General features: G+C 40.4%; 22 protein-coding genes and 2 pseudogenes. All 24 read left to right on the plus strand.

Going from position 1 to position 21,042, the window contains the following annotated elements; all coding sequences use genetic code 11:
- Positions 1-85: 85 nt before the first annotated feature.
- Positions 86-1,255, plus strand: a pseudogene (locus tag SSAL8618_RS04555) (FtsW/RodA/SpoVE family cell cycle protein); the annotation flags it as partial.
- Between the two features lie 377 nt (positions 1,256-1,632).
- A complete protein-coding gene (hflX, locus tag SSAL8618_RS04560; RefSeq protein ID WP_038677002.1) occupies positions 1,633-2,871 on the plus strand; it encodes a GTPase HflX in 1,239 nt (412 codons plus the stop codon).
- Positions 2,864-3,505 (plus strand): cystathionine beta-lyase, encoded by a 642-nt coding sequence (locus SSAL8618_RS04565; RefSeq protein ID WP_037598872.1) that lies wholly within the window; start codon positions 2,864-2,866, stop codon positions 3,503-3,505. Before hflX ends, SSAL8618_RS04565 begins: the two co-directional genes overlap by 8 nt.
- A gap of 31 nt (positions 3,506-3,536) precedes the next feature.
- On the plus strand, positions 3,537-4,466 hold the full coding sequence (gene rnz, locus SSAL8618_RS04570) for a ribonuclease Z (RefSeq protein WP_002884122.1): 930 nt from the start codon (positions 3,537-3,539) through the stop codon (positions 4,464-4,466).
- On the plus strand, positions 4,466-5,233 hold the full coding sequence (locus SSAL8618_RS04575; protein WP_013990734.1) for an SDR family NAD(P)-dependent oxidoreductase: 768 nt from the start codon (positions 4,466-4,468) through the stop codon (positions 5,231-5,233). Before rnz ends, SSAL8618_RS04575 begins: the two co-directional genes overlap by 1 nt.
- Positions 5,234-5,244: 11 nt before the next feature.
- A pseudogene (locus tag SSAL8618_RS04580) lies at positions 5,245-5,469 on the plus strand (class I SAM-dependent methyltransferase); the annotation flags it as partial.
- A gap of 34 nt (positions 5,470-5,503) precedes the next feature.
- On the plus strand, positions 5,504-5,908 hold the full coding sequence (locus tag SSAL8618_RS04585) for a GNAT family N-acetyltransferase (protein ID WP_038675821.1): 405 nt from the start codon (positions 5,504-5,506) through the stop codon (positions 5,906-5,908).
- A gap of 311 nt (positions 5,909-6,219) precedes the next feature.
- The gene (gene recJ, locus SSAL8618_RS04590) at positions 6,220-8,421 is read left to right on the plus strand and encodes a single-stranded-DNA-specific exonuclease RecJ (RefSeq protein ID WP_037598870.1); all 2,202 of its coding nucleotides are present in this window, start codon (positions 6,220-6,222) and stop codon (positions 8,419-8,421) included.
- A 118-nt stretch (positions 8,422-8,539) separates the two neighbouring features.
- Positions 8,540-9,058, plus strand: a complete 519-nt coding sequence (locus tag SSAL8618_RS04595; RefSeq protein WP_004182660.1) for an adenine phosphoribosyltransferase — start codon at positions 8,540-8,542, stop codon at positions 9,056-9,058.
- A 172-nt stretch (positions 9,059-9,230) separates the two neighbouring features.
- A complete protein-coding gene (metA, locus tag SSAL8618_RS04600) occupies positions 9,231-10,175 on the plus strand; it encodes a homoserine O-acetyltransferase MetA (RefSeq protein ID WP_038675823.1) in 945 nt (314 codons plus the stop codon).
- Between the two features lie 72 nt (positions 10,176-10,247).
- Complete coding sequence (locus tag SSAL8618_RS04605; RefSeq protein ID WP_004182658.1) at positions 10,248-10,946, plus strand: DnaD domain-containing protein; 699 nt, start codon at positions 10,248-10,250, stop codon at positions 10,944-10,946.
- Positions 10,946-11,590 (plus strand): endonuclease III, encoded by a 645-nt coding sequence (gene nth / locus SSAL8618_RS04610; protein ID WP_038675827.1) that lies wholly within the window; start codon positions 10,946-10,948, stop codon positions 11,588-11,590. Before SSAL8618_RS04605 ends, nth begins: the two co-directional genes overlap by 1 nt.
- A 127-nt stretch (positions 11,591-11,717) precedes the next feature.
- The gene (locus tag SSAL8618_RS04615) at positions 11,718-12,479 is read left to right on the plus strand and encodes a hypothetical protein (protein WP_002884107.1); all 762 of its coding nucleotides are present in this window, start codon (positions 11,718-11,720) and stop codon (positions 12,477-12,479) included.
- A 186-nt stretch (positions 12,480-12,665) separates the two neighbouring features.
- Positions 12,666-13,994: an exodeoxyribonuclease VII large subunit gene (gene xseA / locus SSAL8618_RS04620; RefSeq protein ID WP_013990727.1), complete on the plus strand. Its 1,329-nt coding sequence runs from the start codon at positions 12,666-12,668 to the stop codon at positions 13,992-13,994.
- The gene (locus SSAL8618_RS04625) at positions 13,984-14,199 is read left to right on the plus strand and encodes an exodeoxyribonuclease VII small subunit (RefSeq protein WP_002884058.1); all 216 of its coding nucleotides are present in this window, start codon (positions 13,984-13,986) and stop codon (positions 14,197-14,199) included. The genes xseA and SSAL8618_RS04625 overlap by 11 nt, the downstream gene beginning before the upstream one ends.
- Positions 14,199-15,071: a polyprenyl synthetase family protein gene (locus SSAL8618_RS04630; protein WP_037601093.1), complete on the plus strand. Its 873-nt coding sequence runs from the start codon at positions 14,199-14,201 to the stop codon at positions 15,069-15,071. Before SSAL8618_RS04625 ends, SSAL8618_RS04630 begins: the two co-directional genes overlap by 1 nt.
- Positions 15,064-15,891 (plus strand): TlyA family RNA methyltransferase, encoded by an 828-nt coding sequence (locus tag SSAL8618_RS04635; protein WP_038675829.1) that lies wholly within the window; start codon positions 15,064-15,066, stop codon positions 15,889-15,891. Before SSAL8618_RS04630 ends, SSAL8618_RS04635 begins: the two co-directional genes overlap by 8 nt.
- On the plus strand, positions 15,878-16,324 hold the full coding sequence (locus tag SSAL8618_RS04640; RefSeq protein WP_002884132.1) for an arginine repressor: 447 nt from the start codon (positions 15,878-15,880) through the stop codon (positions 16,322-16,324). Before SSAL8618_RS04635 ends, SSAL8618_RS04640 begins: the two co-directional genes overlap by 14 nt.
- Before the next feature lie 8 nt (positions 16,325-16,332).
- Positions 16,333-18,003, plus strand: coding sequence for a DNA repair protein RecN (recN, locus tag SSAL8618_RS04645; protein ID WP_038675832.1), 1,671 nt, complete (start codon positions 16,333-16,335; stop codon positions 18,001-18,003).
- A 69-nt stretch (positions 18,004-18,072) separates the two neighbouring features.
- On the plus strand, positions 18,073-18,909 hold the full coding sequence (locus SSAL8618_RS04650) for a DegV family protein (RefSeq protein WP_038675834.1): 837 nt from the start codon (positions 18,073-18,075) through the stop codon (positions 18,907-18,909).
- Positions 18,902-19,777, plus strand: a complete 876-nt coding sequence (locus SSAL8618_RS04655; protein WP_022496504.1) for an SGNH/GDSL hydrolase family protein — start codon at positions 18,902-18,904, stop codon at positions 19,775-19,777. Before SSAL8618_RS04650 ends, SSAL8618_RS04655 begins: the two co-directional genes overlap by 8 nt.
- Positions 19,770-20,342: a YpmS family protein gene (locus SSAL8618_RS04660; RefSeq protein ID WP_038675837.1), complete on the plus strand. Its 573-nt coding sequence runs from the start codon at positions 19,770-19,772 to the stop codon at positions 20,340-20,342. The genes SSAL8618_RS04655 and SSAL8618_RS04660 overlap by 8 nt, the downstream gene beginning before the upstream one ends.
- Positions 20,343-20,478: 136 nt before the next feature.
- Positions 20,479-20,754 (plus strand): non-specific DNA-binding protein Hbs, encoded by a 276-nt coding sequence (gene hbs, locus SSAL8618_RS04665; protein WP_002884048.1) that lies wholly within the window; start codon positions 20,479-20,481, stop codon positions 20,752-20,754.
- Positions 20,755-20,813: 59 nt separating this feature from the next.
- The gene (locus tag SSAL8618_RS04670) at positions 20,814-21,014 is read left to right on the plus strand and encodes a hypothetical protein (protein WP_002883994.1); all 201 of its coding nucleotides are present in this window, start codon (positions 20,814-20,816) and stop codon (positions 21,012-21,014) included.
- Positions 21,015-21,042 lie beyond the last annotated feature (28 nt).

The raw sequence follows: 21,042 nt of genomic DNA on the forward strand, positions 1-21,042 counted from the left end.
TGTCTCTTTTTTATACATTCAGGTCATTTGTCTGGCCAAAAAAGTGGTATAATAACTCTTGCTAAATCTTTATTTTGGAGTACACATGGCTAAGTCAAAAAATACTATTGAAAGTCGGATAGATTACTCGATTCTCCTGCCAGTTCTCATATTGCTACTGGTTGGTCTGGTTTCGATATTTATCGCGACAAATTTTGATTACCCAAAGAATCTTGTGCAAGTCATGTCTCAGCAAGTACTATGGATTTTTCTAGGTTCAGTACTTGCTTTTGTTGTCATGTTATTTAATACAGAGTTTCTTTGGAAGGTAACCCCCTGGCTCTATATTTTCGGTCTGGGGCTTATGGTTCTACCTCTCGTTTTCTATTCCCCTGCTTTGGTAGCCTCGACGGGAGCTAAAAACTGGGTAAGCATTGGATCAGTCACCCTTTTCCAACCATCTGAATTCATGAAGATATCCTACATCCTTTTTCTATCGAGAATAGGTGTTTGGGCTAAGCAAGGTAAGGAAGTGACCAACCTTCAGGATGACTGGTTATTGCTCTTCCAATATGTTGCAGTCACACTCCCTGTGTTAGGTTTACTGGTTCTTCAAGGAGATATGGGGACTGCCTTAGTCTTTCTGGCTATCTTAGCCGGTATAGTAGTGGTTTCGGGGATATCCTGGCGTATTATCTTACCGGTAGTTCTAGCTTTTGCAACAGGATTAGCCTTGTTTGTGATGGTATTTACCACAGATTGGGGTAAGGAAGCCATGCTCAAGATGGGGGTGCAAACCTACCAGATTAACCGTATCTCAGCTTGGTTGGATCCTTTCACTTATGCAGATGGTATCGCCTTTCAACAGACACAAGGGATGATTTCGATTGGTACTGGAGGAATCTATGGTAAAGGCTTTAATCATCTGGAGTTGAACGTACCGGTTCGTGAGAGTGATATGATTTTCACAGTCATTGCGGAAGATTTTGGTTTGGTAGGTGGTGGATTGGTTCTTCTAACCTATCTCTTCCTCATTTACCGCATGCTGCGAGTGACGTTCAAATCTAACAACCGTTTCTATACCTTTATTTCGACAGGCTTTATCATGATGATTGTCTTCCATATTTTTGAAAATATTGGGGCAGCAGTTGGGATTCTTCCTTTGACAGGTATTCCTTTGCCCTTTATTTCTCAAGGGGGATCATCGCTCATCTCTAACTTGATTGGTGTTGGATTGGTGCTTTCAATGGCTTATCAGACTAACCTCAACGAGGAAAATAAAATTCTCTTGGCTATGTCTCGACGTATGCGTACGTCTGGAACTAGTCAAGTGAAACCTATTTCTAAGAGTAAGTCTAAGAAAAACAAGTCTTCGAAGAGTGTTACTATGGCCACTCAAGAATTGGGCAAGGCTAAAGATAAGGTTGATAAGGCCACTGAGAAAATGCGTCAAACCATTTCTCAAAATACGCCAAGCATTCATCAAGGCAAGCGTCGTAAGGGTTCGAAAAAGAAACCGACACGTAAACATTAAGAGAAAGCAAGTTGGTTAATCCAACTTGTTTTTCTTTGAAAAAAATTAAGGCCTGTGACCTTTTCTTTGCCCCTGCCTGTGGTATAATAGAAGTTGACTATTTTGAAAAGGGGTTTGCTATGATAGAGACAGCCAAACAGCAAGAACGTGCTATTTTAGTAGGTGTTGAATTGCAAGAAACAGAGCATTTTGACATGTCAATGGAGGAACTTGCCAGTCTTGCCAAAACTGCAGGAGCAGAGGTTGTAGCTAGCTATACCCAAAAACGTGAACGCTATGATAGTAAGTCTTTCGTAGGTTCAGGAAAATTAGAAGAAATCAAGGCTATGGTGGATGCGGATGAGATTACTACGGTCATTGTCAATAACCGTTTAACGCCTCGTCAAAATACCAATCTTGAGGCGGCATTTGGCGTAAAAGTTATTGATCGTATGCAATTAATTTTGGATATCTTTGCCATGAGAGCTAGAAGCCATGAAGGGAAACTTCAGGTTCACCTAGCTCAACTAAAATACATGTTGCCCCGTTTAGCTGGTCAAGGGATTATGCTCAGCCGTCAAGCAGGGGGCATTGGTAGCCGTGGACCTGGTGAAAGTCAGTTGGAGCTTAATCGTCGTTCGATTCGTAACCAGATTGCTGATATTGAACGCCAGTTAAAGGTTGTTGAGAAGAACCGAGAAACCATTCGCGAAAAGCGTGTTGATTCAAGTGCCTTTAAAATTGGTTTGATTGGTTATACCAATGCTGGGAAATCAACAATCATGAACCTTATGACGGATGATAAGCAATATGAGGCTAATGAACTTTTCGCGACCTTGGATGCAACGACTAAGAAATTTTACTTAAAGGATCAGTTTCAAGTGACCTTGACAGATACGGTTGGTTTTATCCAGGACTTGCCAACAGAATTGGTTGCTGCCTTTAAGTCAACACTTGAAGAAAGTCGTAATGTGGATCTTCTTTTGCATGTTATTGATGCGAGTGATCCTAATCACGAAGAGCATGAAAAGGTGGTCTTAGACATTCTCAAAGACTTAGACATGACTGATATTCCTCGCCTAGCAATTTACAATAAGATGGATGTAGCTGATAACCTAGTAGCAACAGTCTTTCCAAATGTTCGTCTCTCAGCACGTGACAAGGGAAGTCGTGAGGCACTCAGAAGACTCTTGATTGATGAAATTCAACAGATTTTTGAACCCTTTAGTATTAAGGTCCATCAGGATCAAGCTTATAAACTTTATCAGTTGAGTCAATTAGCCTTGCTAGATAGCTACACTTTTGAGACAGAAGTGGAAGAAATTACAGGTTATATTTCACCGAAAAATAAATGGAAATTGGAAGAATTTTATGACTGATTATATGGATTTAGCTTTAAAATATGGTGGTTTTACAAGTTTAGATAAGGTCTATTTGGAAAATACCTTGTCAGACCTTTCGGACAGTCAAAAATTGGCTTTCATTACGCCACCACCAAGCGTGATTAATGCTTATTTTGCAGAGATTTACCAAAAACAATCTCCTGAAGCAGCGACGGATTACTATTTGGACCTTTCAAAGGAGTTGAACCTCTTTAACCCTGAACCATCTTTTGATGAGCACAAGCCTTTTATTCGTCTCAATCTGTCAGGAAAATCTTATGGATTTTGCTATGAAAATGCTGATGAGGTGGCCTTAGTCTTTGCCGAGCATTTAGAGGTTCCAACGGCTAGTATTTTGTTTGAGCTTGCTCAAGTTTTTCCGCAGTATAAGGTTTATCTTGAAGGCACTCAAATTAAGATGGCCAAGGTTGATTTTGACGAAGAAGTATTGGAAGAGTTAACACCTGAGACACAGTTACTTAGTCGTGTAACTAAGTTGAAGGGGAATGTCATTAAGTTGGCTAGCTTCAATCAAGATGAATTAGTGGAACTTTTGTCTCAATATAAAGGGCAAACCGTTTATTACGGATTTGCTCAGCGTGAATGCCTGGCTTATATTGTCCAGAAATAAGAAGAACGATAGATAGAAAGTATAGGAAGTCATGGAATTACAATTTTTAGGGACGGGTGCCGGGCAGCCCTCCAAGGCCCGTAACGTGTCGAGTCTGGTTCTGAAGTTACTCGATGAAATCAATGAGGTCTGGATGTTTGACTGTGGAGAAGGTACCCAACGTCAGATTTTAGAAACAACAATCAAACCTCGTAAAGTTAAAAAAATCTTTATCACACATATGCATGGAGACCATATCTTTGGCCTACCTGGTTTCTTGGCTAGCCGTTCTTTCCAATCGAGTGAAGAACAAACAGATTTAGAGGTTTATGGTCCAGTCGGCATTAAACAATATGTTATGACTAGTCTTCGTACCTCTGGAACACGCCTCCCTTACCATGTGCATTTTAAGGAAATTGATGAGCATAAGCTTGGCTTGGTTATGGAAAATGACAAGTTCGCTGTTTATGCAGATAAGTTGGATCATACCATTTTTTGTATTGGTTACCGTGTGGTTCAAAAGGATCTTGAAGGAACCTTGGATGCTGAGGCCCTTAAAGCAGCAGGTGTACCATTTGGTCCGCTTTTTGGTCAAATTAAGAATGGGCAAGATGTGGTCCTTGAAGATGGAACAAAAATCATTGCCAAGGACTTTATTTCCGCACCTAAGAAAGGTAAGGTTATCACTATCTTAGGTGACACTCGTAAGACGAATGCCAGTGTTCGTCTTGGCTTGGGAGCAGATGTCTTGGTGCACGAGTCTACTTATGGTAAAGGTGACGAAAAAATTGCCAAGAGCCATGGGCATTCAACCAACATGCAAGCAGCACAGGTCGCTAAAGATGCGTCAGCTAAACGTCTTCTTCTAAATCACGTATCAGCACGTTTCTTAGGGCGTGATATCGGTAAGATGGCAGCAGATGCTAAAACAATTTTCGAAAACACCCACATCGTTCGTGACCTAGAAGAGGTAGAGATTTAATGGCTAAACAACGTATTATCGCTATTACTGGTGCCTCAGGAGGGCTTGCACAAGAAATTGTCAAGCAGCTCTCACCCAGTGATGGCATTATCCTCTTAGGAAGAGACAAGGATAAACTTGAGAAATGTTATCGCCATGTGGAAAATAAAACTTGCCTTGCCATTGACCTAAGAGACGACAAGGCCATTAAAGAGATGGTCGATTATCTCTATCAACGATTTGGACGTATTGATGTCTTTATCAATAATGCTGGTTACGGTGAATTCAAGTCTTATAATAACTACACTAGCCAAGAAGTCCGTGACATGTTTGACATCAATACCTTTGCAACGTTGACCTTTTCACGTCTGATGGCTGAGACAATGGTGAAACAGGGCAATGGGCATATCGTTAATATTGCTAGTATGGCGGGAAAAATTGCGACAGCCAATTCAAGTGTTTATGCAGCGACAAAGTTTGCGGTAATTGGTTTTTCAGATGCCCTGCGTCTAGAGCTGGCTGATAAAGGAGTCTATGTGACAACGGTCAATCCTGGTCCAATTGAGACAGGTTTCTTTGATCAAGCTGATCCCTCTGGAGACTATCTTGAGAGTGTTAAAAAGTTTGTCCTCAGTCCTAAATACGTGGCTAAAAAGATTGTCCGTATTCTGGGCAAAAATAAACGTGAAGTTAATCTACCACGACTCTTATCAGTTGCCCACAAAGGCTACACACTATTTCCACGAATCTCGGACAAACTAGCTACCAATGTGTTTAACTACAAATAAGGGGATGCCAGATGGCGGCTAATATTCAAGCCTATTTAGAAAATCTCCAGCAACCCTGGGGGCAAATCTATTATGATATCCTTTTTGAGCAATTAAAGGACATCAAGGGAAAGCGAGTGCTTGATTTTGGCAGTGGCTTTGGCCTTGTGTCCAACCACCTAGCGTAAGAAAATAGAGTCCTAGCTGTGGAACCCAATGAGGAAATGGTAGGTTTACGGGCTCAGGACAACCCCTATTAGCAACTAGTCGGAAGTTTGGAGAGGAGTTAAGATGTTAAATTATAAAAAAGAGATTCCAGCGATGACAGACCTACTCGCACTGTACAGTTCAGTCGGCTGGACCAATTATACTAACAATCCAACCATGTTGGAAAAAGCTGTCAAAGCCAGTCTCTGGCAGCTGGCAGTCTATGATGAGAAAGAGCTGGTAGCCTACATTCGCTTGGTAGGAGATGGTCACTCTGTCCTTTTGGTGCAAGACCTCTTGGTGGGACCAGATTACCAGCGCCAAGGCATCGGAAAAAAACTCTTAGAAAAGGCTTTAGAGACGTTCCCCCATGTCTATCAACGGCTCCTTGTCACTGAACGTAGCGAGAAAAATTTAGACTTTTACCAGTCCTTGGGCTTTGTCGAACTTTCAGAGCAAGCTTGTACAGGGATGATTTATAAATATTGATGTAGAGGATTTCCAAATAGGGAATCTTTTTCTTGTTTTTTCTAATATTACTTGAAAATGATAGTAGAATAGAGTTAGTTAACGTAAAGAGGAGAAAGGAATATCTGAGAAAACACAAGTCAAAAAGGGAGCAATATCCAGACTATTATTTTGTCTAGAAAAGCAGGTCTTGATTGGAAATGTACCACAAGTCTAAGCAACTTACGATGTTTGACATTCTCTTTTTAGGAAACTTAGCTTTCTATCCACTATGATAAATTTTTTCATGTTATAATAGATAGACTAGATGACAGGGAGAAAATATAAGTAACATGATTACATCAACGTATGATTGGAAAATAAACACAAAAGAGCCAGATGCTGGCTTTTTTAAACTTGCCAAAGAACGTGGGTTGGCAGAAACAGCAGCCAAGATTGCCTATGAACGTGGCATTACGACAGAAGATACTCTTGAAGACTTTCTAAAGGCTGATTTATCACACCTTCATGATCCTTATCTTCTTCATGATATGGATAAGGCAGTGGCTAGAATTCGTCAGGCCATTGAAAATTATGAGCAAATCTTAGTCTATGGAGACTATGATGCGGATGGAATGACGTCAGCATCGATTGTCAAGGAAGCCCTTGAAATGATGGGGGCTGAAGCTAGAGTCTATTTGCCTAACCGGTTTACAGATGGTTATGGGCCAAACGAAAGTGTCTACAAGTACTTCATTGAACAGGAAGGCATTTCACTCATTGTTACAGTGGATAATGGAGTAGCGGGTAATGAGGCTATCGCTTATGCGCAAGAGCAAGGTGTGGACGTTATCGTTACAGACCATCACAGTATGCCGGCACAGCTTCCAGATGCCTATGCCATTGTCCATCCAGAGCATCCAGATACCGATTATCCTTTTAAGTATTTGGCAGGTTGTGGTGTAGCTTTCAAATTGGCAACTGCCCTCCTTGAAACTATTCCTACTGAGATGTTGGACTTGGTAGCCATTGGTACCATTGCCGATATGGTTAGCCTAACGGATGAAAATCGTATTATGGTCAAGGTCGGCCTGGAAATTCTAAAGACTACTGAGCGTATTGGACTGCAAGAGTTACTCCGTATTTCAGATGTAGACCCAACAACGATTTCTGAAGAAACGGTAGGATTTAAACTGGCCCCTCAACTCAATGCCTTGGGGCGCTTAGATGATCCAAATCCAGCCATTGAACTGCTGACCGGATTTGACGATGAAGAAGCCCAAGCCATTGCTCTGGAAATCAATGCTAAAAATGAAGAACGTAAGGAAGTTGTTCAAAACATCTTTGATGAAGCCATAACCATGGTAGACCCGGACAAACCTGTTCAGGTTCTGGCCAAGGAAGGCTGGCATCCTGGCGTTCTAGGTATTGTGGCGGGGCGTATCATGGAACAAATCAGTCAGACAGTAGTGGTTTTGAATATTGAAGATGGCTTGGCTAAGGGTTCCGCTCGTAGTTTGGAATCTATCAATATCTTCCATGCCCTTGATGACCACCGAGACATCTTTACTGCTTTTGGAGGACATGCTGGAGCGGCGGGGATGACCCTTCCTGAAGAAAATCTTGGACGACTATCAGAGATTTTGTGTCATTATGTCTACGATAATGACATTGATACGAGTGCCAAAAATACGTTAAATTTAGACGAGGAGCTCCAGCTCAGTGAGCTTAGCTTGGATACCATCAAGAGCCTTGAAAAATTAGCACCTTTTGGTATGGACAATAAAAAGCCAGTCTTTTGGCTACATGATATTACCGTTACTCAAGCTAGGACTATGGGACAAAACGGAGCCCATCTTAAGTTTAAGGTGAAGCAAGGCAAGGATAGCTTTGACGTTGTCGCTTTTAATAAAGGTAATCTGCTTCAAGAATTTCAACAAGCTCAAGGTTTGGAATTGGCAGTGACCTTGTCTGTTAATGTTTGGAATGGACAGACAACGCTACAGCTCATGCTAGAAGATGCGCGTGTGGATGGTGTTCAATTATTTGATTTTCGATCAAAAAACATGTCACTGCCTGAAGGTCTACCATCGGTAGAAGAAGCAGCAGACACAGAGCCTGCGGTTGTCCTCAACACCCTACCTGAATCAGCGACAGAATTAAAAGAGTGGTTTGAAGGTAAAGATTTTCAGGCTATCTATTTTAAAAATAGCATTAAGGAAGCCTATTATCTGACAGGTTATGGAACAAGAGAGCAATTTGCAAGGCTCTATAAAACCATTTATCAATTCCCAGAATTCGATGTCCGCTATAAACTGGATGAACTCAGTCATTACCTTAAAATCGACAAGATTCTCCTGATTAAGATGATTCAAATCTTTGATGAATTGGATTTTGTGACTATTGATAATGGTGTTATGACAGTCAATAAAGAAGCTGAAAAACGTGAGATTGAGGACAGTCAGATTTTCCAAGATCTGAAACGACTCGTTAAGTTCCAAGAACTTATGGCTTTGGGAACACCACAGGAAATTTATGACTGGCTTTATAAGTAGGGGAGTCTGAATCCAAAGGATTCGTCTCGAAATGAGGGTTAGCATTTTCTAAATTTAATATTTCATGCTATAATGGTATGTAAATATTTTTTTGGCGAAAAGCCTATAGGAAGAACAAATGAAATTAGAAGATTATATTGCATCTATTGAAAACTACCCTAAAGAAGGGGTTACTTTCCGTGATATTAGTCCTTTGATGGCTGATGGAAATGCTTATAGCTATGCTATCCGTGAAATCGTTCAGTATGCGACTGATAAGAAGATTGACATGATTGTTGGTCCTGAAGCGCGTGGTTTCATCGTTGGTTGTCCAGTTGCTTTTGAACTTGGTATTGGTTTTGCTCCTGTTCGTAAACCTGGTAAATTGCCACGTGAAGTGATTTCAGCCGATTACGAAAAAGAGTATGGTGTTGATACACTTTGTATGCATGCCGATGCAATCAAGCCAGGCCAACGTGTACTTATCGTTGATGACCTTTTGGCAACTGGTGGTACCGTCAAAGCTACAATTGAAATGATTGAGCGCCTAGGTGGTGTCGTTGCTGGTTGTGCCTTCTTGATTGAGCTTGATGGTCTTAATGGACGTGAAGCTATCGAAGGTTACGATACTAAAGTATTGATGAACTTCCCAGGATAAATCTATCTATGAACTAACAAAAGGCCTTAGGGCCTTTTTAACTCTTTTAAAGCAAAGGTGCTCTCTAAATATAGTTTAAAGCTATAGCTAACTAGAGAAAATATATATTTGATAACAATACCTCCCCGGTTTATAATATGAAGATAGAATAAATAAGGATGGAGATATTGTTATGCCTATAAAACTTGATAATAAGTTACCAGCTCTTGATGTATTGCGTTCGGAAAATGTCTTCATCATGGATGAGAACAGAGCTAGTAGTCAGGATATTCGACCAATGGAGGTCTTAATCCTTAATCTTATGCCTACTAAAGAAGTTACGGAAACTCAATTGCTACGTCTTTTGGCCAATACGCCACTTCAAATTAACGTCGAGTTTCTTTATATGGCTAGTCATAAGTCAAAAAATACCCATGCCGAACATATGGAAACTTTTTATAAGACTTTTAATGAAATTAAGCATAAGTATTATGATGGTCTCATCGTAACAGGAGCTCCTGTTGAGCAAATGCCTTTTGAAGAAGTTGATTATTGGCAAGAATTGACACAGGTTTTTGACTGGTCTAAAAAGCATGTCTATTCAACCCTTCATCTGTGTTGGGGAGCTCAAGCAGGTCTCTATTATAAGCATGGAGTCGACAAGGTCCCATTGTCAGAGAAACTATCTGGTATCTATAAACAAACGGTTGACATGCCTGAAAACTTCCTTATGAATGGCTTTGATGATAGCTTTGTGTCACCACACTCTCGCTATACTGAGGTTACGCTCGAGGATATTAAAAACAAGACGGATTTAGATATTGTTGTGTCAGGACCAGAGGTCGGTTTATCCATCTTAGCAAGTAAGAATCTTCGTGAAGTATATAGTTTCGGTCATTTTGAATATGACCGTGATACTCTTGCCAGAGAATATCGAAGAGATTTGGATGCAGGGATTAATCCAGACGTACCAGCAAACTATTTCCCAGACGATGATCCAAGTCAGGAGCCTAAACTGCGTTGGAACCTTGCGGCATCTGCATTCTTTAGCAATTGGATTAATTATGCGGTATATCAAGAAACACCTTATCGTTTAGAAGAGTTGGAAGACGATTTTTCATTCTACGGTTATTTGTAGTAGACAGTCTCAAAAGATTTATGTGAGCGCATAAAGACTTTTTGGGGTGTCTAGCTACTCTGAAAGGTAAATATGAGTTTTTTTGAACAGTATCGATCAGGCAATCTGGTCCTTCCTAATGCTTTATTTTTCCACTTTAAGGATATTTTTCCATCTGCGGATGACTTTCTGGTTTGGCAATTTCTCTATCTACAAACGACAACTCAGATTGGAGAAGTGGCTTCTAGTCAGATAGCGCAAGCAACTGGAAAGACACCAACAGAGGTTAATAAAAGTATTACGACATTGACTGAGGCTGGGCTCCTTGATTTCACGACTATCAAGGTTAATAATGAAATTGAGATGGTTGTAGATGCTTCACCTGCCTTGGCAGTTTTGGATAAGTTAGTGAGCAATGAAAAGACAACGACGGGGCCTGTAGTAGGTCAGCCAACAAATACACAGCTCATCAAGCAATTAACAGATGAGTTAGAACAAGCTTTGGGAATCTTGAATCCTATGGTTATCGAAGATTTAAACAAGGAAATTCAAGAAGAACATACTGATCCCGAACTTATCCGTGAGGCTTTGAAAGAAGCAGTATTTAACCGCAAGACAAATTGGAATTACATCAAAGGGGTTCTGCGTAACTGGAAATTGAGTGGTATTACGACGAAAATTCAAGTTGAAGAGCGACGTTTGGAGCATCAAGGTAAGAAGCACCATCACCAAGTTTCGGATGACTTCAAAACAGGTATGGATGCAGCCCGTCAATTATGGGGTGGCCAATAATGTTAGGAAGAAAACGTGTTAATGAGGCTCTAGCTCTCATGGGGGAGATGTTTCCCAATGCTCATGGAGAGTTGGAGTGGGAAACTCCTTTCCAACTGTTAGTTGCTGTTATTTTATCAGCCCAGACAACTGATAAAGCTGTTAACAAAATTACACCAGACTTGTGGGCGCGTTATCCAGAAATTGAGGATTTAGCTTCTGCTAATCTCGATGACGTTGAGATGTGTTTGAGAACGATTGGTCTTTACAAAAATAAAGCAAAGAACATCATCAAGACTGCTAGAGCTGTTTTAATGAATTTTGATGGACAGGTTCCGAAAACGCATAAGGAATTGGAAAGTCTACCTGGTGTGGGACGAAAAACAGCTAACGTAGTATTGGCTGAAGTCTATGGCATTCCTTCTATTGCTGTAGATACGCATGTCTCACGTGTATCTAAAAGGCTAAATATCGTGCCAGAGGATGCTAGTGTAGAGGAAATCGAAGCGGAACTGATGAAGAAAATCCCAAAGAGGGATTGGATTATCAGTCATCACCGTATGATTTTCTTTGGGCGTTATCATTGCTTAGCTAAGAATCCTAAATGCCAGACATGTCCTCTTCAAAGTTATTGTAAGTATTATAAAGAAACAACCAAGAAATAAGCTGGAGAATGTGACTTTCTTCAGCTTTTTACAGCTGTAAGAATTTGTTACAAACTAGTAACTTGACAAAAGTCTCAGGCTTTAAGAAAATAGAAGAAACGATTTAGAAGCAGGAGCGATATAGTGAATGGCTGAATTCAGTAATGAAGAGTATCTGAGAGCCTTAGCTGATAATGGTGATAGAGAAGCAGCCAAAGAATATGAGCAAGCTTTGGATAATCGTATTTTTCAGTTGCAGATTTCATTGGCTCAAACGAGTGATCCGCAGGGTCGTAGGGAAGTGCAAAAACTCTTGGAACAAGAGGAAAAGAAAAAAAGGGACTACTTTCAAGAAAAAGAGGAAAAAGCTGTGAGCGAATTTAGACGTCGTAAAAATGAAACTACAAAGGGAAGAAAAGTTTCGAGTTTTGATAAACTCAAAGATCCTAATATCATTAGATGGGTAATTGGAGTTGTTGCAGTACTTGCAGTGGTTATTCCTGTGGTTACCTTGATGTGGTATAGTAATAACCAAAAAGAGAGTGTAACAAATCCATGGAAAAACGGTCAGTTGGCTAAAAGCAAGGAAGCAGCTGCAGCATCATCTGATAACCAATCCTCTCAAGTTGATACCTCATCTTTGTCTGACCAACAGTTAGAAGACTGGGTTGTTTCTACCTATGCTAAAGAACAAGGGTCAACTGGAGAAAATTATAAAAATTTAGGTTGGAATGTCTATTCATGGACCGATGATGACGATGAATTGGTATACGCTCAACTTTATGATGCCTATGGTAATGATGTTCTTCTTTTCCGTGTAGATAAGAAGGGACAACTCGAAGCCTATGGTGGTATTGACGGTTCAAGTGATTCTTGGGACGTCGTTTCAAAAAAATATACAACCGATTAATGAAACTATATAAAACACCTGACAATGGTGGTTGAGACTGTCTTTTGACAGTCTTTTTTGGTATAATTTTAAGTAATCGTGTATACAATTAAAAAGCCGACTGAGAAGATTTGGGGATGATAGTTCTGCAGAACTTTTTTAATGTCTTCAGTTTTTCAAGGATAGCTTAAATAAAGGAGAGTTGTCGTGTCAGACTATTTATCGGTCACATCCTTAACCAAATATTTGAAAATGAAATTTGACCGTGATCCTTATCTAGAGAGGGTATATTTGACGGGGCAGGTTTCCAATTTTCGTCGACGTCCGAGTCACCAATATTTCTCGCTAAAGGATGAAGGTGCTGTTATTCAGGCGACGATTTGGGCTGGAGTTTTCAAAAAGCTTGGTTTTGAACTCGAAGAAGGGATGAAGATCAATGTCGTTGGTCGGGTCCAGATTTATGAGCCTAGTGGTTCTTATTCCATTATTATCGAGAAGGCTGAGCCTGATGGTATTGGGGCTTTGGCCATCCAGTTTGAGCAGCTTCGTAAAAAATTGACTGCAGAAGGCTACTTTGATGATCGTCATAAGCAAGCTCTGCCTAATTTTGTCAAAAAAATTGGGGTTGTCACGAGTCCTAGTGGTGCGGTTATTCGAGATATTATTACGACCGTTAGTCGTCGTTTTCCTGGGGTAGAAATCTTACTTTTTCCTACCAAGGTTCAAGGTGAAGGAGCTGCACAGGAAATTGCTGAAAATATCCAAAAAGCCAATCAAAGGGATGACCTAGATTTACTTATCGTTGGTCGTGGTGGAGGTTCTATTGAAGACCTCTGGGCTTTTAACGAGGAAATTGTAGTTCAGTCGATTTTTGAGAGTCGTCTCCCTGTGATTTCAAGCGTTGGCCACGAAACAGATACGACTTTGGCTGACTTTGTTGCAGATCGTAGAGCTGCTACGCCTACCGCAGCGGCAGAACTTGCTACTCCGGTATCAAAGGCTGATACCTTGGTTTGGATTCGTGAAAGACAAAATAGAGCCTATCAAGCCTGTTTGAGACGTATACAATATAATCAGGAACGCTTGGCCAAATTGTCACAATCTGTTGTCTTTAGACAACCTGAACGCCTTTACGATGGTTATCTACAAAAGTTGGATCGACTAACAACAAGGCTTGAAACCTTTATGAGTCAAGATTTCGCACGCAAACAAAAAGAAGCGGAACTTTTGAGACAACGATTACAAGGCTTAAATCTTCTAACTAGTGTTCAGAACTACCAAGACCGTCGAGAGTCTTTGCAACGTTTATTGGTGACTACAACTAGGAACACCATTAATGGTAACCGTGTGAGGTTAGAAAAGGCACAGGATGCCTTATTGTCTCTAGATACTAGCCGTATTGTTGCAAGGGGCTATGCCATTGTCAAGAAAGATGATAAACCTTTAACAAGTACGAAGAATATTACCGAAGGTGATCAATTAACCGTCCAAATGAGAGATGGAGAACTAGAAGTAGAGGTGAAAAATGTCAACTAAAAAAACATTTGAGGAAAATTTACAGGACTTAGAAGCTATCGTCACTAAGCTCGAAACAGGTGATGTTGCTCTTGAGGATGCTATTGCTGAGTTCCAAAAAGGTATGGCCTTGTCTAAAGATTTGCAGAAGACCTTGGAAGATGCTGAAAAAACACTAGTTAAGGTCATGCAAGCAGATGGTACAGAAACGGAAATGGATGCCTAATGAGCAAGTTAAATAAAATTGATGCGGCTATCCGTGATTATTACCAAAAAAAGAATCTTCCTGTATCAAGTGATTTAATCACTGCCATCCTTTATTCAGTTGATAGTGGAGGCAAGCGTATTCGTCCACTGATTTTCTTAAATTTACTTGAAGGTTTTGGTTTAGAGCTTACTCCTAGTCATTTCGATGTCGCAGCAAGTCTTGAAATGATTCATACTGGAAGTCTTATTCACGACGATTTGCCGGCCATGGATGATGATGATTACCGTCGAGGACGTTTAACCAACCATAAGAAATTTGATGAAGCAACGGCAATCTTGGCTGGAGACTCTCTCTTTTTGGATCCATTTGACCTCCTGGCTCAAACAGACCTATCCGCAGAAATTCGAGTTCAATTGATTCAAGCATTGTCTCATTCTTCAGGCACCTTCGGTATGGTAGGTGGTCAGATGCTGGATATGAAGGGTGAAGGTCAGGAACTTGATTTATCGCAACTGGCTAAGGTTCATGAGCATAAGACAGGTAAGCTTTTAACCTTTCCTTTTGTGGCGGCAGGTATTGTTGCTCAAAAAGATCAACAGGTCTTGGAAAATCTTCAAGAAGCTGGTCGCCTGATTGGTCTTGCCTTTCAAGTACGTGATGATATTTTGGATGTGACTGCTGATTTCGAAGAACTTGGGAAGACACCTGGAAAAGATGTAGTTGCTGGAAAATCAACTTATCCGGCTCTTCTTGGTCTGGAAAAATCACATGCTATCCTCGAGAAATCACTTAATAAAGCGGAGGCTATTTTCCAAAATCTAGCTGAGACTCAAGGTTTTAAGAAAGACAGTATTATAGAAATCATAGAAAGGTTACGACTCCATGCCTAAGGAAAGAGTAGACGTTTTGGCTTATAAACAAGGCCTTTTTGAAACACGAGAACAAGCTAAACGTGGCGTTATGGCTGGTTTAGTTGTTAATGTTATCAATGGTGAACGTTACGATAAACCCGGTGAAAAAATTGATGACGGTACAGAGTTGAAGCTTAAAGGAGAAAAACTCAAGTATGTGAGCCGTGGAGGACTCAAACTTGAAAAAGCTTTGGAAGTATTCAATCTGTCAGTTGAAGACATGACGACCATCGATATTGGAGCTTCAACAGGTGGATTTACCGATGTTATGCTTCAAAATGGGGCCAAACTGGTTTATGCTGTGGATGTCGGCACCAATCAGTTGGTTTGGAAATTACGTCAAGATGAGCGTGTTCGTTCCATGGAGCAATATAATTTCCGTTATGCTGAACCTATTGATTTTACAGAAGGTCTACCGTCTTTTGCATCAATCGATGTCAGTTTCATCTCGCTAAATTTGATTCTGCCGGCCTTGGCTAAGATATTGGTTGATGGAGGGCAAGTTGTTGCTCTTGTGAAACCGCAATTTGAGGCGGGCCGTGAACAAATTGGGAAAAACGGGATTGTTCGTGAGAGCAGTGTCCATGAAAAAGTGTTAGAAACAGTAACAGCCTTTGCGCTTGACTATGGCTTTTCAGTTAAGGGACTGGACTTTTCACCTATCCAAGGTGGTCATGGTAACATTGAGTTTCTCGCACATTTGGAGAAGACAAATTCTCCTCAAAATGATGCTCAAACCTCTATTAAGGAAGTTGTAGCACAAGCACATAAGGAGTTTAAAAAGAATGAAGAAGAATGATCGTTTGGAGTTAATCCGAAAGATTGTCCAAGAAAATAAAATTACGACTCAGGGAGAATTGGTAAAATTACTCCAAAATGAGGGATTGAAGGCTACTCAGGCGACAGTATCGCGTGATATCAATGAAATTGGTATTACCAAGGTACCAACGGAAGACGGTTCTTACATTTATGGGCTCTCAACTGCTCCTAGACGAGTGGGTGGAACCTCTGTTGTGACTCGTCGATTGTTGCGTGTTGATCGTCAACATGCCTTAATGAATATCGTTGTTCAACCTGGGACAAGCCGCCTCATCAAGAAGATTCTTTTGGATGAGTACAAACATTTGATTTTTAGTGTCATTGCTGACGATGATACCCTCTTTTTAGTGGCTCAGTCAGAGTTAGCAGCTATCGAACTACAGGGGCAAATCATTAAGTGGGTTGAAGAATAGGAGGGCCTATGCTTCTCGAAATTACGATAAAGAATTTCGCAATTATTGAAGAGATTTCTCTAAACTTTGAGAATGGTATGACCGTCCTTACTGGTGAAACAGGTGCTGGTAAGTCCATTATTATAGATGCCATGAATCTTATGTTGGGCGCACGTGCTTCTAGCGAAGTCGTCCGTCATTCAGCATCTAAGGCTGAAATTCAGGGCTTCTTTTCAATCGAACAAAATCCTGCCTTGGTTAGTATCTTGGAAGATAATGGGATTCCTGTCGAGGATGAATTGATTATCCGTCGTGAAATCTTCCAAAATGGTAGAAGTGTTAGTCGTATCAATGGACAGATGGTCAATTTAACGACGCTTAAAGCTGTTGGGCACTTCTTGGTAGATATCCATGGACAGCATGATCAGGAAGAGCTTATGAAACCTGCTCTGCATATTACCATGCTTGATGCCTTTGGTGACAAGGAATTTTTCCAAACTAAGAAAGAATACCAAGAGTATTTTGACCGCTATCGTGAGTTAAGAAAAGCCGTTCTTGAAAAGCAAAAAAATGAGCAGGAGCATAAGGCTCGAATTGAAATGCTAGCTTTTCAGATTGCAGAAATTGAAGCAGTCTCTCTAAAATCAGGAGAAGATTTGGCATTGATGAAGGAGCGAGACAAGCTTCTTAACCATAAGCAGATTGCGGATACCTTAACCAATGCCTATGTCATGCTGGATAATGAAGATTTTTCAAGTCTTTCAAATGTCCGTTCTGCTATGAATGATCTTCAATCTCTTGAAGAGTATGACTCTGATTACAAAGAACTTTCTGGAAATCTATCAGAAGCCTATTATGTTTTAGAAGATGTCACTAAGCAACTAGGTGACCTTTTGGATAATTTGGACTTTGATGCTGGGCGTTTGCAAGAGATTGAACACCGCTTAGATACGATTAATGCAATTACTCGTAAATATGGTGGAACTGTTGATGACGTCTTGGATTATCTGGAAAATTCAAGTAAAGAGTACAATCTTCTGACTGGCAATTCCAGTTCGTCAGATGCCATGGAACAAGAGCTTAAGCAACTTGAAAAAGATCTGCTAGCGTCTGCAGAGACACTACAAACGGCACGCCATCAAATAGCTAAGGCTCTTGAAGCTGAAATTAAGAACGAGTTATGCGACCTTTACATGGATAAGGCTGATTTTAAAGTTACCTTTACTAAAGGGAAATTTAACCGTGATGGCAATGAGCAGGTTGAGTTTTACATTTCAACCAATCCAGGTGAAGGCTTTAAACCGCTTGTTAAGGTTGCTTCAGGAGGAGAATTATCTCGACTCATGTTAGCGATTAAGTCAGCCTTTGCCCGCAAAGAAGACAAAACAAGTATTGTCTTTGATGAGGTTGATACTGGCGTTTCAGGTCGTGTTGCCCAAGCCATCGCTCAGAAAATTCATAAGATTGGGAGTCATGGTCAGGTTTTGGCCATCAGTCACCTTCCACAAGTTATTGCCATTGCTGATTATCAGTTCTTTATTTCTAAGGAAAGTGATAATGAGACAACTGTCTCTCGTGTTCGTCTCTTGACACCTGAGGAAAGGGTGCAAGAAATCGCTAAGATGTTAGCAGGTGATAATGTGACGGAGGCTGCCTTGAGCCAGGCAAGAGCCTTGTTAAAGGTGGATGACTCTCTTTAGAAAAAGACTTGGGAAAAGCTTTCCAGTCATGCTATAATAGAATAAAAATTTGTGTTAAGCGAGAAAAATATGAGTAAAATCAGAATTGTAACCGATTCGTCAATTACGATTGAACCAGAATTGGTTGAAAAATATAATATCACTGTTGTTCCATTGTCGGTTATGGTGGACGGTGTCATCTATTCAGATAGTGATCTTCGAGAAGAAGGTCGTTTCTTGGATATGATGAAGCATAGTAAAGAGTTACCAAAGACAAGCCAACCACCAGTAGGTTTGTTTGCTGAGACATATGAAAAGCTTGTCAAAGAAGGTGCAGAACAGATTGTGGCTATCCACATCATGCACACCCTCTCTGGGACATGTGAAGCCTCACGTCAAGGCGCTAGCCTTTCAGGAGCAGATGTAACCGTCATCGATTCAGGCTTTACAGATCAGTGTCTAAAGTTTCAGGTTGTTGAAGCAGCTAAACTAGCCGAAGCAGGAGCTAGTCTTGATGAGATTGTAGCACGTGTGGAAGAAGTGAAAAGTAAATCTGAACTTCATATCGGTGTGTCTACCCTTGAGAACCTTGTCAAGGGTGGCCGTATTGGACGTGTAACAGGTCTACTATCTTCATTGCTCAATATCCGTGTCATTATGGAGTTGAAAGACTATCAGTTAAATACCATTGCTAAGGGTCGTGGTGCTAAGACATTCACAAAATGGTTAGATTCTTATATTAATGGTATCAAGGACCGCAAAGTGGCAGAGATTGGTATTTCTTATGCAGGGACACCTGATTTTGCACATGAAATGGCTGAAAAACTTGGGGTTTTGGGCGCTCCAATTTCAATCCTTGAGACTGGTTCCATCATTCAAACGCACACTGGTGAAGGCGCCTTTGCCGTAATGGTTCGTTATGAATAAGTGGAAAGAATCAGAATTAGTTAGAAGCCTCCTAGGCTTCTTCTTGCTTTTTCTTTTATTTGTCGGTCTCTTCATTTTTGTAGTTCCTAGTACGCATCAGTCATCAAAAATTGCAGAAAAAATCAAATCTATTAAAAATGAAAAGGTCACCTATGTTGCTATCGGTGATTCCCTTACGCAAGGTGTAGGTGATAGTAGTAATCAAGGGGGCTTCGTTCCTGTTTTGTCTCAGGCCTTAGAGTCAGATTTTGACTGGCAAGTGACCTCTCGCAACTATGGTATCGCAGGGAATACGAGCAATCAAATTCTCAAGAGAATGCAAGAAAAAAAGGATATTCAAAGAGATCTCAAGAAGGCTAAAGTGATGACTCTGACAGTTGGTGGTAATGATGTGATCCATGTCATTAAGGACAATATCACTAATCTTAATGTAGACACCTTCACTAAGCCAGCTCAGGCCTATCAAAAGAGATTGGGACAGATTATTGAGCTAGCTCGTAAGGATAATAAAACATTGCCAATTTATATTGTTGGTATTTACAATCCTTTTTATCTTAATTTTCCAGAGATGACAGAAATGCAAACTATTGTAGATAATTGGAACCAATCTACTGAAGAAGTGTGCAAGAAGTACGATAATGTCTATTTTGTTCCTGTAAATGATTTGCTTTATAAGGGAATTGACGGTAAGGGCGGTGTTACAAGCTCTGATGATTCGTCTCAGTCTAGTAAATCTTCTCAAGATAGCCTGAATGATGCTCTTTTTGAGGATGATCATTTTCATCCAAATAATACAGGTTATCAAATTATGTCAGATGCCATTTTGAAACGTATTAACCAAACAAAGAAGGAGTGGTCAGGTGAGTAAGATATGGAAGTGGTTATTTTTAGGACTCTTGGCCTTAAATCTAGCCTTAGTTAGTGTTGTGGCCTATAGAATCATGACTCCGGTGGAGACGACGAGTTCTGTGTCCCTACCTAAGGGAGCAACTAAAATTGGTAAGTATAGTATGACAAGGGAGGAGCTTGACGCTGCTCTTACAGGCTTTGCCCAAGATTATTCGACCGATAAGATGCGTTTCAAGGTCAAGGTTACCAATTCTAAAATTGTTTTTGAAAGTAGCTATAAGGTTTTAGGTCACCCTGTCCCTCTTTATGTCTACTTTACGCCGGTTGTTAGTGAATCAGGAGCAATTGTACTTCATGTTTCTGAGCTTTCAGCTGGAACCTTGAAACTGCCTGTTTCGGATGTCCTTAAGATGATTAAACGTTCAACTAACCTTCCTGATTACATCGCCATCGATAGTAAGAAGGGAAAGGTTACCCTAAATATTCAGTCTATGAAGAATGAGAAGGGGATAACAGCACGTGCTCAAAGCCTTGATTTGGTTAATGACCGTATCGAATTTGACATCTATAAGACAATAAATTAAAAAGCCTTTACTTTTTGCAAAAAAGCGATTAAATTAGCGTTTATTACTTGACCTCATAGGCCTTTTAGGATAAGATAATACTTGTTCAAGCGCTAAAAAAACTATTCGCTTAGAAATAAATTGGAGGATTGTTACAATGGCTAACAAACAAGATTTGATCGCTAAAGTTGCAGAAGCAACTGAGCTTACTAAAAAAGATTCAGCAGCAGCTGTAGATGCAGTTTTCGCTTCTATCGAAGAATTCCTTGCTGCAGGTGAAAAAGTACAATTGATCGGTTTCGGTAACTTTGAAGTACGCGAACGCGCTGCTCGTCAAGGTCGTAACCCACAAACTGGTGAAGCTATCTCAATCGCAGCTTCTAAAGTTCCTGCATTTAAAGCTGGTAAAGCTCTTAAAGACGCAGTTAAATAATGTAAAAACCCCTAAGATTTTAGGGGTTTTGATTTATACGAAATAAGTTAAGGAAATCTATGAAAACCATAACAGTGGTATTGATTTTTCTTTTGGTTTTTACTGTTATTAAACTATCAGGTATTGTTGCTATTAGCAAACTGATGAAGCCAAGTGAAAAACAAATCGAAGAAGCTCGTCAGAAACGTCTTCAAGCTGAGAAAGAGGGCAAGGATCCTTTTGAAGACTGGGATGAACGTGACGATGATGGTCTTGTCTAATAAGAGAATCCTCATCAAATAATAAAAA

It is taken from the genome of Streptococcus salivarius (assembly GCF_000785515.1).
Lineage (GTDB): Bacteria > Bacillota > Bacilli > Lactobacillales > Streptococcaceae > Streptococcus > Streptococcus salivarius.

Bases quoted from the DNA above. Each gene is read 5' to 3' on its own strand.
- SSAL8618_RS04635 (WP_038675829.1), top strand. From the start codon at position 15,064: ATGCCTAAGGAAAGAGTAGACGTTTTGGCTTATAAACAAGGCCTTTTT.
- SSAL8618_RS04575 (WP_013990734.1), top strand. From the start codon at position 4,466: ATGGCTAAACAACGTATTATCGCTATTACTGGTGCCTCAGGAGGGCTT.
- SSAL8618_RS04630 (WP_037601093.1), top strand. From the start codon at position 14,199: ATGAGCAAGTTAAATAAAATTGATGCGGCTATCCGTGATTATTACCAA.
- SSAL8618_RS04595 (WP_004182660.1), top strand. From the start codon at position 8,540: ATGAAATTAGAAGATTATATTGCATCTATTGAAAACTACCCTAAAGAA.
- SSAL8618_RS04650 (WP_038675834.1), top strand. From the start codon at position 18,073: ATGAGTAAAATCAGAATTGTAACCGATTCGTCAATTACGATTGAACCA.
- SSAL8618_RS04615 (WP_002884107.1), top strand. From the start codon at position 11,718: ATGGCTGAATTCAGTAATGAAGAGTATCTGAGAGCCTTAGCTGATAAT.
- rnz (WP_002884122.1), top strand. From the start codon at position 3,537: ATGGAATTACAATTTTTAGGGACGGGTGCCGGGCAGCCCTCCAAGGCC.
- hflX (WP_038677002.1), top strand. From the start codon at position 1,633: ATGATAGAGACAGCCAAACAGCAAGAACGTGCTATTTTAGTAGGTGTT.
- SSAL8618_RS04655 (WP_022496504.1), top strand. From the start codon at position 18,902: ATGAATAAGTGGAAAGAATCAGAATTAGTTAGAAGCCTCCTAGGCTTC.
- recJ (WP_037598870.1), top strand. From the start codon at position 6,220: ATGATTACATCAACGTATGATTGGAAAATAAACACAAAAGAGCCAGAT.
- metA (WP_038675823.1), top strand. From the start codon at position 9,231: ATGCCTATAAAACTTGATAATAAGTTACCAGCTCTTGATGTATTGCGT.
- SSAL8618_RS04670 (WP_002883994.1), top strand. From the start codon at position 20,814: ATGAAAACCATAACAGTGGTATTGATTTTTCTTTTGGTTTTTACTGTT.
- SSAL8618_RS04565 (WP_037598872.1), top strand. From the start codon at position 2,864: ATGACTGATTATATGGATTTAGCTTTAAAATATGGTGGTTTTACAAGT.
- hbs (WP_002884048.1), top strand. From the start codon at position 20,479: ATGGCTAACAAACAAGATTTGATCGCTAAAGTTGCAGAAGCAACTGAG.
- SSAL8618_RS04605 (WP_004182658.1), top strand. From the start codon at position 10,248: ATGAGTTTTTTTGAACAGTATCGATCAGGCAATCTGGTCCTTCCTAAT.
- nth (WP_038675827.1), top strand. From the start codon at position 10,946: ATGTTAGGAAGAAAACGTGTTAATGAGGCTCTAGCTCTCATGGGGGAG.
- SSAL8618_RS04585 (WP_038675821.1), top strand. From the start codon at position 5,504: ATGTTAAATTATAAAAAAGAGATTCCAGCGATGACAGACCTACTCGCA.
- SSAL8618_RS04640 (WP_002884132.1), top strand. From the start codon at position 15,878: ATGAAGAAGAATGATCGTTTGGAGTTAATCCGAAAGATTGTCCAAGAA.
- recN (WP_038675832.1), top strand. From the start codon at position 16,333: ATGCTTCTCGAAATTACGATAAAGAATTTCGCAATTATTGAAGAGATT.
- SSAL8618_RS04625 (WP_002884058.1), top strand. From the start codon at position 13,984: ATGTCAACTAAAAAAACATTTGAGGAAAATTTACAGGACTTAGAAGCT.